Here is an 11,905-nt window from a genome sequence, read left to right as displayed (position 1 = left end):
CCGAACGCGACTCGCGTGCGACATCCACGCCGGGTGGCGGGTCAGGCCAGGGTGCGGCCGTGCACCTGCTCGACGTGCTCGGCCCACGGGCGGCGGTATTCCTCGGCGGTCATGGCGAGCAGGGCGTGCAGCTGGTCCCAGGCCTCCGGCGTGGATGGAGTCCAGACCTGCATCCAGGCGCCCGCGATCGACGGCAGGGACATGCTGGTCATGTACATATCCAGCATGCCGACCGCCAGATTGCGGACGACCCGGGTGCGGCCGATCGGGAGCGCGACATCGTTGCGGGCCCACAGTTCCGCGAATTGCGGGCTGTCGGCCACCATGCCGTCGATGAACTCCGTCCATTCCGGGTCACCCAGATTGCGGGCGTACGCGGCCCGCAGGTAGCCGACCATGCGGGCCAGGTGATCCGGCTCCGAGTCCGCCGGGTACGGGGTGCAGCACTCGTCGGCCAGGAAGACCTTGCGCAGCGCATTGCGGTTGCCGATCACGAACAGTGGAAACATCGCCGCGTACGCCGCATTGTGGGCCAGCACATCGTATTTGGAGCTGAACAGGGTGGCCGGCAGCGGATACAGGTGATCGAGAATCGTCTGCACCTCCTCGGGCACCGGCTCCTCGACCACCATGGCCGGCGCCGTCGGCACATTCGCCAACCGGTACAGGTGCGCGTGCTCCGCCCCGTCCAGGCACAACGCCCGGGCGATCGCATCCAGCACCTGCACACTGCAATTGATGTCCCGGCCCTGCTCGAGCCAGGTGTACCAGGTGATCCCCACCCCGGCCAGCTGCGCCACCTCCTCACGACGCAAACCGGGCGTGCGCCGCCGCGCACCCACCGGCAGCCCCACATCCTCCGGCCGGATCCGCGCCCGCCGCGACTTCAGGAACGTCGACAACTCGCCGCGCCGGACCTTGCGCACCGACCGCGGATCACCTGCGCGGGTGGCCGCTCCGGCGGTCCGCTCGACGAGGACGTTGTATCCCGCTGCTGACACCATTCCTCCATGGTGGCGGGTTTCGCTAGGGGTATCCAGGTGCTGCCGGTACCCGTATAAGCGGACTCCTGTCAGCGGGATCGGCCGCGGCGCACGCTGAATCTCATGTCTCAGAGCCTCACCCACACCCCACCCGCGGCTGCCGCGCCGCCGACCACGCCGGCGCTCGGCGGCGTTCGACGTCCGATCGCGGTCCTCACCGTCATCCTGCTCGGCCAGTTCATGGCGGTCCTGGACGCATCCATCGTGAACGTCGCCATCCCGTCGATCCGAACCTCCTTGCACGCCACGGGTTCCGGGCTGCAACTCATCGTCTCCGGCTACGTCATCGCCTACGCGGTGCTGCTGGTCACCGGCGCACGGCTCGGTGATCGGTTCGGGCAGCGCGGGATGTTCGTCGCGGGGCTCGCGCTGTTCACCCTCGCCTCCCTCACCTGCGGGCTGGCGTGGAATCCCGCCTCGCTCATCGCGTTCCGCTTCCTCCAAGGCGTCGGGGCGGCGGCCATGGTGCCGCAGGTCATGAGCCTGATCCAGATCACCGCCACCGGGAACACACGCGCTCGGGCGCTCTCCGTGTACGCGGCCGTCATCTCCGGGGGCATGGTCGCGGGCCAGATCCTCGGCGGCATCATCGTGAGCAGCGATATCGCCGGAACCGGCTGGCGCGGAGTGTTTCTCGTGAACGTCCCCATCGGGGTCGCCCTGCTCGCGGTCGCGCCGCGCGTGCTGCCCGCCGCCACCCCGCGCGGTGAACGCCGGCTCGATCTGCCCGGACTGGCCGTCCTCACCGCCTCGGTCCTCGCGCTGTCGGTGCCGCTCGTGCTCGGCCACGAACAGCAGTGGCCCGCCTGGACCCGGATCGCGTTGGGCGCGTCCGCCTTCGGCTTCGCCGCCTTCGCCCTGGTGGAGCGCTGGGTGCACCACCGCGGCGGGGAACCGCTCTTCGCCGATCGCGTGGTCCGCGCCCCCGGCCTGCTCGCCGCCGCGGCCACCCTCTTCCTGATCATGTGCACCTTCGGCGGCTGGGTCTTCATCCTCACCATCCACCTGCAATCCACCCTCGGCTACTCCCCCGTCCACGCCGGACTCCTGTTCGTCCCCAACGGCATCACCTTCGGCCTGGTCAGCCTGAACTGGACCCGCATCCCCGCCCGCTTCCACCGCGCGATGATCCCCGGCGGCCTGCTCCTCGCCGCCGCGACCACCATCGCCATGGCCCTGTCCCTCCGCGACGGCCACTCCGTCAATCCCCTCGACCTGACCGTCCTCGCCCTCATGGGCATCGGCTACGGCCTCGCCTTCAGCCCCCTCATGGCCCGCGCCACCAGCAAAATCCCCGTCACCCTGGCGGCCGACGCCAGCGGCATCCTCGTCACCTGCGTCCAACTCGGCGTCGTCATCGGCGTCGCCACCTTCGGCACCCTCTTCCTCACCCTCGCCACCAACCCCATCGCCGCCGCCCACGCCGTAGGCACCACCGCCATCGCGGAAGGAGCCACCCTCGCCCTCGCCGCCACCCTCGCCGTCAAAGCGGCCCGGTGAGGGGCCCGCGGCGCTGAATTACCGGGGGCGGGCGGCCGTCCACTGCAACCAGCGGGTCGGGGCGGTGAACTGGCCGGATCCGAACCTGTCCCGCAATGCGGCGGCGGCGATCGCGGTCGCGGACTCGACATTCAGGGTCGAGTGACGGTCGATCTCGCCGCGCAGCGGGGTGCCCTGGCAGAACGCCACCGCACCCGTCTCCGCCGTCTGACGGCTCGAACCGTCGAGGTACTCACCGCTGATGTGGTCGAACCCGGCCGCCTCGAGTTCGCCGTGAATGCGGTCGAAGTCGAAGTAGCCGTGTGGGGTTCGGCGGAGGAACTCGAGCGGTTCGTCCGGTGCGGCGGCACCCAGGGCGTCGGTGACGACCTGGGTGACCGGACTCGTCTCGATCCGATCCCAGACAGTGAACGCGAACATCCCGCCCGGACGCAGTACCCGCAGGGCCTCGGCGTAACCGCGCACCTTGTCGGGCAGGAACATGACGCCGAACTGGCAGACCACGACATCGAACGAGCAATCGGGAAACGGCAGATCCGCGGCATCCGCCACCTGCCATCGCACCCGCTCGGACGGCAATCGAGCCTCGGCGGCCGCCAGCATGGGTTCGTTCAGATCGGTCGCCACGATGCGGTGGCTACCCGGCCGATCCAGCGCCCTGGTCAGCACGCCGGTCCCCGCGGCGGTTTCGAGCACATCGATCCCGCCGGACGCCCCCACCGTCCGCGCAAGCAGCCGAGCCGGCTCCGCGAAGATCATCGGAACCAGCAGCGAGTCGTACACCTCGGGAATCGACCCGGTGAATCCCGCGTCCCCGCGCCCCGCCGTGGTCACCGCACCGGCCTCGCACCGTCCGACATAGCCGCTGATGCTACCGCCGCCGACCGATCCGACAGGACGCAAGTATCGAGAAGTATCCGCCGCATCGATTCAGTTCCGTCTCAATGGATTCGGTGGAACGTCGTCGTAGAGACCCATGTCCTCGGAGATCCTGGTCAGCTCCGAAAGACCCGCCGCACGTTCGGCTCGCCGGTACTCGCGGTACGCGAGCACGTCGGTGAGGCGGACGCGTCGATGACGGCCGGGACGGGTGAAAGGGACCGCCCCCGAATCGAGCAACTTCACGAAGGTCGGCCTACTCATCCCGAGCAGCTCCGCGGCCTCCTGAGTGGCGAGGGTCGTATGGAGGGGGGCGACGGTAACCGCCTTCCCCTCCGACAGCGCGCGCCACCAGCCGCAAAGCCTCCACGACCTCAGCGGGCAATGCGACCACCTCACCATCCGTGGACCGCAGGATGGCCGCTTCGACAGTGGCCGGCACCGAGTCCAGAAAACGGCGCAACTCAGCGATCTGATCCGGGTGTTCCGGTAGCAGCGTGCGCTCGTCCAACGTGTCGGTCATTCGCCCTCCTCGGTTGACCCCATTGCGCACCGCTTTCGAATAATTCGATAAGGAGATTGATCGGGAAAGCATCCGTGTGGCCGCCGACACCCCCGCCACATGTCACGATCCGGTTCTCGGGCGGTGTCTGTGAGATGTCCGGATCCAGCGGGAACGAGGAGCATTGTGATGAGGGCTTTGATCGTGTGCGTGTCGGTGTCGCACGGAAATACGCGGAGGGTGGCCGAGGCGATGGGGGCGGCGCTCGGGGCCCGGGTCGTGGAACCCGAGGAGGTGACCGCCGCCGAGATCGGGGAGTACGACCTGGTGGGGTTCGGGTCGGGGATCTTCTCGATGGCGTTTCATCCGCGGCTGCGGGAGTTCGTGCGCGGGCTGCCGGAGGGGCGGGGTGGACGGGCGTTCGTGTTCGCCACCAGCGGGTTTCCGGTGGTGATAGGGCCGATGACGCGGCTGCTCGGGCGGAAGGGGTTCGAGGTGGTGGATACGTTCTCGGTGCGGGGGTTCGACACCTTCGCGCCGTTGAAGCTGGTCGGGGGAATCCACAAGGGGCGGCCCGACGCCGCGGATCTGGCTGCGGCGCGGGCCTTCGCGGCGGGGTTGGGCTGACGGGCCACCGCGGTTGCACGAGGTGAGTCGGGCCGGTTATCCGTATCCCTTCTGGAACCAGGCGAGCAAGTCCGACTCGGTGGTGGGCGCGCCCTGGGGAGCTCCTGGGGACCAGGCGCAGAAGACGCTCAAAATATGCAAGCCGTCATGGACCGAGATCAGGCAGGGGCTGTGGTCGTCGGGGTGCAGCGCGTCTCCAGGAGTGGGGACGCAGCTGAACCGGCCGATCGGTTGATTGTCCCGGATCCAGACACTGTCCGGTCCCGGCCGACCATCACAGGCGTGGCCCCCGAACATGCCGATATCTGATTGGTAGTCCGCATTCGCGGCGGCAGTGGTGGGATGACCCGCGAACGATGAGCTGGCGGGATAGTTCGCCGGTGAACCGCAGCTGACCACCGCGGTCTGAAGTGGTCCCGCGTGTTCGTGCCGACAGTTCGCATAGGTGAAGTCGCTACCGAGACGCTTCAGCAGGTCGTCATCGGCTGAGGTGAACTGATCCGGGTCCTTGGCCTCGTCAGCCGGCAGAAACTGCCGGTACCCCTGTGCCGCCGCGTAATTACGCAGCTGCTCGGCGACAGGTGACGAGAAGTCCTTCGGGTCGAAGAAGTACTGGACGAGTGCGAGGTCGGGTTCATCGGTCACGATCAGAACCGGTACAGCCGGGTAGCCCGTGGGATCCAAGGAGCAAGTCTTGCGGCCCACCGCCTTGCGGAGATTGTCGAAGACGGGGCCGTCCAGACCGGGTGGGTCGCCAGGGCAGCTGCCGGAGTGCAGATTTCGGGCCGTGGACTGATAGAAGCCGGTGAGTTTGTCGAGGTTCGCGAAGCGATAGAAATGCGCGAATGCCGCACCCGCGGCCTTGTTGAAATCGCATCCGATATGCGCGATCTCGCCCGGAGCAGGGTCCCAGTGCACGCAGTTGCTGCGGCTATAGCCTTTCGCCGCAACCAGATTCACCAGGTCTATGTCTGGCCCACGGAGCGCGGAATTGTTGGCGGTGGCGTGCCCGGCTACGCTGTGCGGCGCGAGATACCAGCCGCCCGCCGCGATGACGCAGGCGATCGCCGCGGCGGAGGCCGCCACAGATATCGCCCACTTCCGTTCGCGGAGCTTGCCTTTGAGCCGGCCACCGAAGCGTTCGACGCCCCCGCGTTCCGGCCGGAGAGGTGATTCGGGTTCGCCGAACAGTGCGGCCGGTTCGGTCGCACCTTCTTGCTCAGAGGCGGGAGGCGGTGGCGTCTGGTCCTCGGTCGGAGATTCCTGTTGCTGCGCAGCGTCATTGGTGCGCTCCGGCGCCGTTGCCGGGAGGGTCTCACCGTCCGGGTGGGAGTCTGATTTCGGGGCTGGTCCATCGCCGCCGACGACAGGCGCCGTTGCCGTGCCGGTGGGGTGGGTGTCGAGCCAGTCGGCGGCCGCGGCGGCGATGGCGCGGCTGTCGTCGTTCACGAGTTGGGTGATGGCGTCGCGGACTCGGGTCCGGACGATGGCGCCGCCGGTGCGGTGCAGCTGATCCAGGTCTTCGAGGGCGTTGCGGCGGTCGCGGACGGCCGGGCTTTCGAGGCCGGATCGAATGTGTTGCGGGACCTGCCAATTGCGGTTGCGGGCCAGGACGGTGCGGCCTTCGACGTTGTCCTGCTTCTTGGGGCGCTGGCGGGGGCGTTCGGCGACGACATGGTCGTGGACGTAGCTGTAGAGCTCGTCGACGGTGATATCGCCGTCCTGGTCGAGATCGGCGCCGCCGTCGCGGAGGCCGGCGACCAGGTGGCGGGTGAACACCGACTGGGAGGCCTGGCCGTGCGGGGTGTCGCCCTCGAAGGCGTACTGGGTGGCGTCGGAGGCGGTGAGCACGGTGCGGCCGCGGCCGCTGAAGCTCTCCAGGGCGTGGACCTGGTCGTCGGCCTTGGCGATCGCGCCGACCGGGAACGCTCCGCTGTAGCAGCAGTCCAGGATGAGGATCTGGTGGTTGGAGTGGCAGCCGGTCATGGCGTAGTCGATCTGGTCCGCGGCGACCGAGGTGAAAAGCGGGTTGAGCGTACGGGTGTCGGTCATCGCGAGATAGAGCTTGCCCGCGTCGTCCTTGAGCCCGTGGCCGCTGAAGTACAGCAGGGTCAGATCGTCGCGCCTGCGGTCGCTGAAGAAGTCACCGACCGCCGAACCGACCACGTGGTGCGGCTCGTTGATCAACGTGGTGACCTCGAACCCGCCGATGGCCGGATCGGCCAGCACCTCGGCGAGCGCTTCGGCGTCGTGGGCGGGTGCGGTCAGCTGCCGCAGTCCAGGATCGGAGAAGGTGTAGGTCGCCACTACCAGGGCGAATCGGCCGGCCATGACAACTCACCCCGCCACCGCGCCGTGTCGTCGCAGGAAGGCCTCGACCAGCTCGTGCTGCTCGGCGTCACTGGCGGCATCGATTTCGATGCTCTCGCCGTCGATGGTGACCGCCACCCGGCGGGAGCCCGGATCGCGCTTCAGCCAGTCGTGCACCGTCTCGATCAGGGTGGTGACCACCCCGCCGGAGGCGCTCAAGGCCAGCACGATCGCGCCGAGGGTGACCGGGTCGGCCACCTTCGAACCCGGTGCGGCCCCGGCGGTGTCGCGCGCCAGGACCGCCGATTCGACGCCGTCCATCGCGGCCAACTCGGCCCGCAGCATCCGGGTCTGCCGGTCCATGCGCTCGTCGTCGATCCCCGCGGCGGACATCGATATTCGAACCGTCACGCCGCTGTGGTCGTTCTGTGTGGTAGCCATCGGAGCCTCTTTCCCGAATCGACACGATCGATTCTCATCGCTCGGATCCGAGGTCTCACGGGTACAGAACTACCCGAACCAGGCAAAACGGCCGATGCGGTGCACGCACGGCCACCTGAGTGGTGAACTCCGCACCGTGGCGTGCGGGTAGTCGACTACCCGCACGCGGCTACCGCGGAGCAAAAGAGGCGGGGCGGGCTCAGTTGACTGTGAAGCTCAAGGTGCCCGCCGGTTTCTCGCCCTTGGCAGCGTCGAAGGAGAGGGTGTACGGGCCGGTGGCCGGCGACGGAACCAGGAAGACGATGACATTGCCGGCCTTGTCGATCGTCTGATTGCGGCCCAGCAGTTCGATGACGGCGCCGCGGAAGTCGGCCACCTCGGTGGACCCGGCCGGGGTCTTGGCACTGAAGTCTGTGTAGGAGATGTTGGTGCCGCCCGCGGCGATGCCCCCGCCGCCGATGAACTTGACGTGCAGCGCCAGCTCCATCTTCCCGGCCTCGTTCTTGCTGTAGCTGGGAGTCAGTGTGGCGCCGGTGATCTCGACCGTCGTCTGATCCTGGGTGAGCTTGCCGGTGATGTTCAGCGTGCGGGGGGCGACGCTCTCGACCTTGGCGTCGGTCTTCAGCGGGAACTTGGTCTGGTTCTCCGCGGCGCTGCCGTAGAGGATGGTGATGGTGTCGAGCAGATGCTCGGGGGTGTCGTACGACTTCACCGACGCGGTGATATCGCCGGTGGCGGAACCCTTTCCGGGAACCTCGGGGCTGTTCCACCCGGCGCCGCCGTCGATCGCGCCGCCGATCTGGACGGCGGGCACGACGGCGAGCGTCTTGTTGGCGGTGGTGGTGTTCTTGTAGGTGATGTCGACGCGGATCTTCGCGCCGCCGAAGCCGTCGGCGGTGACGGTGGCCTGGTCGATCGTGATCTCGAAGCCCTCGTACCAGCCGGTCTTACCGATACTGCGCAGGAACGCCCGGGTGTCGACGCCACCGGGCTTGGTGGCGCCCGGCTGCCCGGCGCCCTGCGGCGCGGCGCTGACCGAGGTCACCGGCACCGGAGTGCCCGTCTCGTCATTGCACGCGGTCATCAGAACCGCGGATGTCGCGATGAGGACTGCCGCCCCCACCGTGGCGAATGTCGAACGCATATCGGCTCCCCTGAGGTTCATCCCCGCCCGAGTATCTCCCCAGGGGCGAGTGGTTCGCTCAGAAATCAGCCCCGCTACCGGCCGCGTTAACCGACACGCCGACGCCGGCGCGCAACGCGCGAGCTCTATGCACTGAATTGCATAGTACGTCTCGTAGCAGTTACCCTGACGGCATGGCCCTCGAACACGCGCTCCTGGTATCGCTGACCGAACGCGCCAGTTCGGGCTACGACCTGGCCCAGCGGTTCGACAAATCCATCGGCTTCTTCTGGCACGCCACCCACCAGCAGATCTATCGCGTCCTCAAGCGCATGGACGAGCAGGGCTGGGTGATCGCCGAGACCGTGCCGCAGGACGGCCGCCCGGACAAGAAGGTCTACACCGTCTCCGACGCCGGCCGCGACGAATTGATCCGCTGGATCGCCGAGCCCGCCGACCTCGAGCCCCTGCGCAGCGACCTCGGCGTCAAGCTGCGCGCCGCCTCCCTCGGCGACCCGGACGTGATCGTCGCCGAAGTGCAGCGCCACCGCGACCAGCACGCCCACCGCCTCGACCTGTACCGCGCCTTCGAGAAGAAGGACTACCCCGCGCCGGCCGACCTCACCGGCCCGAAACTGCACCAGTACCTCGTCCTGCGCGGCGGCATCCGCGTTGAGGAGGGGTTCATCGACTGGTGCGACGAAGTACTCGACGCCCTGAAACGCGACACAGCCCGGTCGCAGGCGTCCGACCCGAAAGGCACTCGCCGATGAGCGCGTACCCGCACCTGTTCGAACCCCTGGACCTCGGCTTCACCACCCTGCGCAACCGGGTGGTCATGGGCTCCATGCACACCGGCCTCGAGGATCGCGCCTGGCACACCAACCGGCTCGCCGCCTACTTCGCCGAACGCGCGAAAGGCGGTGTGGGCCTGATCATCACCGGCGGCTACGCCCCCAACCGCACCGGCTGGCTGCTGCCCTTCGGCGCGAAGCTGACCAACAAGACCGAGGCCTACCGGCACCGCGCCATCACCAAGGCGGTGCACGCCGAGGGCGGCAAGATCGCGCTGCAGATCCTGCACGCGGGCCGCTACTCCTACATGCCGACCAGCGTCTCCGCCTCGGCCATCAAGGCCCCGATCAATCCGTTCAAGCCGCGCGCGCTGTCCGGCAAGGGCGTCGAGAGCACCATCGACGATTACGCGCGCACCGCCGCCCTGGCCAAGTTCGCGGGGTACGACGGCGTCGAGATCATGGGCGGTGAAGGCTATTTCATCAACCAGTTCCTCGCCGAGCGCACCAACAAGCGCAAGGACAAGTGGGGCGGCTCGCCGGAGAACCGCCGCCGCATCGCCGGGGAGATCGTGCGCCGGGTCCGCCAGGCGGTAGGCCCGGACTTCATCATCGTGTTCCGGCTCTCCATGGCCGATTTCGTGGAGAAGGGCCAGACCTGGGACGAGATCGCCGCCGTCGCCAAGGATGTGGAGGCCGCCGGGGCCACCATCATCAACACCGACATCGGCTGGCACGAGGCCCGGGTGCCCACCATCGTCACCTCGGTGCCACGCGCCGCGTTCGTGGAGTGGACCGCGAAGGTCAAAGACCTCGTGGACATTCCGGTGTGCGCGTCCAACCGCATCAATATGCCCGAGACCGCCGAGGAGATCCTCACCCGCGGCGACTCCGACCTGATCTCGCTGGCCCGTCCGCTGCTCGCCGACCCCGACTGGGCCCGCAAGGCGCAGGACGCGCGCACCGACGAGATCAACACCTGCATCGCCTGCAACCAGGCCTGCCTGGACCACGCCTTCCAGGCCAAAACCGTATCCTGCCTGCTGAATCCGCGCGCCGGACACGAGACCGAACTGAAGCTGCTGCCCACCCGCCGCACCCGGAGGTTCGCCGTCGTCGGCGCGGGCCCGGCCGGGTTGTCGGCCGCGGTCAGCCTGGCCGAGCGCGGGCACCACGTGGACCTGTTCGAGGCCGACGACAAGGTCGGCGGGCAGTTCGACATCGCCCGCCGCATCCCCGGCAAGGAAGAGTTCAACGAGACCATCCGCTACTTCACCCGGCAGCTCGAAATCACCGGCGTGCGCGTGCATCTGGAGACCCGCGCCACCGCCGAGCAGCTCATCGCGGGCGGCTACGACGAGGTCATCCTGGCCACCGGTGTGAAGCCGCGCATTCCCAATATCCCCGGCATCGACCACCCGAAGGTGCTCACCTACGCCGAACTGGTGCGCGACGGCAAACCGGTCGGCAAGAAGGTGGCCGTGATCGGCGCGGGCGGCATCGGCTTCGACGTCAGCGAATTCCTCACCGTCGAAGGGCATCCCAGCCTCAAGCTCGACGAGTGGAAGGAAGAGTGGGGCGTCTCCGACGACCCGACCGTTCCGGGCTTCGTCACCACCCCCAAGCCCTCCCCCGCCGCCCGCGAAGTGGTGCTGCTGCAGCGCAAGTCGTCCGCGTTCGGCAAGGATCTGGGCAAGACCTCCGGCTGGGTGCACCGGGCCGCGGTCAAGGCCAAGGGCGTCGAGCAGATCGGCGGCGTCAACTACGAGCGCATCGACGATCGCGGCCTGCACATCAGCTTCGGTGAGAAGCGGCAGCGCCCCCAGGTCATCGAATGCGACAACGTGATCCTGTGCGCCGGCCAGGAATCCGTGCGCGACCTGCACGAGCCGCTGCGAACCGCGGGCGTGAAGGTGCACCTCATCGGTGGCGCCGACCTGGCCGCCGAGCTCGATGCCAAGCGCGCCATCAACCAGGGCACCCGCCTGGCGGCGAGCCTGTAATGCCGAACCTCACCCGCCTGGGACTGCCCGGCGACGAGCAGTCCTGGGCGGCACTCGGTTTCACCGTCACCGACGGCCGCTTCCGCGTCGGGCAGGTCGAATGCGTGCTGGGCGAGCCCGCCTGGGGCTTCGACGAAACCCACGCCGACCCCGACACCCTGGGCGTGCCCTACCTGGATTCGGCGGCGTCCGAGTCCGGTGCGGCGCATCCCAACGGCGTCACGATCGTCGACCACGTCGTCTACTGGGTTCCCGAATTGGACTCCGCCGTCACCGATCTGACCGCCGTCCTCGGGGTCCCCCCGCGCCGCCGCTTCTTCCCCCGCGGCCCGGAGGGACCCGAGATGGCCTTCTACCGCGTCGGCGAACCCTTCATCGAAGCCGTCACCTCCGGCCTGCCACCCGCCCTGGTCGGCGTCGCCTTCATGACCGCCGACCTGGACGCCGCCGTCGCCGCCATCCGCGCGGCGGGCGGTCCGATCGGCGATCCCAAACCGGCCGTCCAAGGCGGCCGCATCGCGGGAGTGTGGCGCGGCCACGTGAATTGGGGCGTCGCGTTCATGGAGCCGAAGCCGCGGTCCTGACCTCCGCATACCGGCGGCGCTGCCATCCGAAGGCGAAATGACCTATTCGGCAACCGATTCGGATGGTGAGCGCTGTCGCACCCCTCTGACATGATCGCG

11 protein-coding genes are annotated in these 11,905 nt (G+C 68.3%); 5 read left to right on the top strand and 6 right to left on the bottom strand.

The window, feature by feature from the left end:
• Nucleotides 1-41: 41 nt before the first annotated feature.
• Entirely contained in the window at nucleotides 42-1,004 is a 963-nt protein-coding gene (locus ACQPYY_RS07605) for a helix-turn-helix transcriptional regulator (RefSeq protein WP_433593227.1), read from the bottom strand.
• 102 nt (nucleotides 1,005-1,106) lie between these two features.
• On the opposite strand from ACQPYY_RS07605, the gene ACQPYY_RS07600 reads away from it, so the two are divergent.
• Nucleotides 1,107-2,543, top strand: a complete 1,437-nt coding sequence (locus tag ACQPYY_RS07600) for an MFS transporter (protein ID WP_433593226.1) — start codon at nucleotides 1,107-1,109, stop codon at nucleotides 2,541-2,543.
• Nucleotides 2,544-2,561: 18 nt separating this feature from the next.
• On the opposite strand, the gene ACQPYY_RS07595 is transcribed toward ACQPYY_RS07600, so the two are convergent.
• Together ACQPYY_RS07595 and ACQPYY_RS07590 are read right to left on the bottom strand one after the other, a co-directional pair.
• Nucleotides 2,562-3,377, bottom strand: a complete 816-nt coding sequence (locus ACQPYY_RS07595; RefSeq protein WP_433593225.1) for a class I SAM-dependent methyltransferase — start codon at nucleotides 3,375-3,377, stop codon at nucleotides 2,562-2,564.
• Nucleotides 3,378-3,473: 96 nt separating this feature from the next.
• Nucleotides 3,474-3,824 carry a helix-turn-helix domain-containing protein gene (locus ACQPYY_RS07590; RefSeq protein WP_433593224.1) on the bottom strand — a complete coding sequence of 117 codons (351 nt, stop codon included), beginning with the start codon at nucleotides 3,822-3,824 and terminating at the stop codon, nucleotides 3,474-3,476.
• Nucleotides 3,825-4,113: 289 nt separating this feature from the next.
• On the opposite strand from ACQPYY_RS07590, the gene ACQPYY_RS07585 reads away from it, so the two are divergent.
• A complete protein-coding gene (locus ACQPYY_RS07585; RefSeq protein ID WP_433593223.1) occupies nucleotides 4,114-4,551 on the top strand; it encodes a flavodoxin family protein in 438 nt (145 codons plus the stop codon).
• Nucleotides 4,552-4,587: 36 nt separating this feature from the next.
• On the opposite strand, the gene ACQPYY_RS07580 is transcribed toward ACQPYY_RS07585, so the two are convergent.
• The 3 genes from ACQPYY_RS07580 to ACQPYY_RS07570 form a co-directional block, all read right to left on the bottom strand.
• On the bottom strand, nucleotides 4,588-6,882 hold the full coding sequence (locus tag ACQPYY_RS07580) for a caspase, EACC1-associated type (RefSeq protein WP_433593222.1): 2,295 nt from the start codon (nucleotides 6,880-6,882) through the stop codon (nucleotides 4,588-4,590).
• A 6-nt stretch (nucleotides 6,883-6,888) separates the two neighbouring features.
• Nucleotides 6,889-7,302 carry an effector-associated constant component EACC1 gene (locus ACQPYY_RS07575; protein ID WP_433593221.1) on the bottom strand — a complete coding sequence of 138 codons (414 nt, stop codon included), beginning with the start codon at nucleotides 7,300-7,302 and terminating at the stop codon, nucleotides 6,889-6,891.
• A gap of 199 nt (nucleotides 7,303-7,501) precedes the next feature.
• Entirely contained in the window at nucleotides 7,502-8,446 is a 945-nt protein-coding gene (locus ACQPYY_RS07570) for a hypothetical protein (protein WP_433593220.1), read from the bottom strand.
• A 173-nt stretch (nucleotides 8,447-8,619) separates the two neighbouring features.
• On the opposite strand from ACQPYY_RS07570, the gene ACQPYY_RS07565 reads away from it, so the two are divergent.
• The 3 genes from ACQPYY_RS07565 to ACQPYY_RS07555 are packed head-to-tail and all read left to right on the top strand — an operon-like array spanning nucleotide 8,620 to nucleotide 11,806.
• The gene (locus ACQPYY_RS07565) at nucleotides 8,620-9,198 is read left to right on the top strand and encodes a PadR family transcriptional regulator (RefSeq protein WP_379101003.1); all 579 of its coding nucleotides are present in this window, start codon (nucleotides 8,620-8,622) and stop codon (nucleotides 9,196-9,198) included.
• A complete protein-coding gene (locus ACQPYY_RS07560; RefSeq protein ID WP_433593219.1) occupies nucleotides 9,195-11,222 on the top strand; it encodes an FAD-dependent oxidoreductase in 2,028 nt (675 codons plus the stop codon). Before ACQPYY_RS07565 ends, ACQPYY_RS07560 begins: the two co-directional genes overlap by 4 nt.
• Nucleotides 11,222-11,806: a VOC family protein gene (locus tag ACQPYY_RS07555; RefSeq protein ID WP_433593218.1), complete on the top strand. Its 585-nt coding sequence runs from the start codon at nucleotides 11,222-11,224 to the stop codon at nucleotides 11,804-11,806. Before ACQPYY_RS07560 ends, ACQPYY_RS07555 begins: the two co-directional genes overlap by 1 nt.
• Nucleotides 11,807-11,905: the final 99 nt, after the last annotated feature.

It is taken from the genome of Nocardia sp. CA-145437, from assembly GCF_050956485.1.
Taxonomy (GTDB): domain Bacteria; phylum Actinomycetota; class Actinomycetes; order Mycobacteriales; family Mycobacteriaceae; genus Nocardia.
Note: the sequence above shows the minus strand (reverse complement) of the source record. Positions and strands in the feature narration are given on the sequence as shown.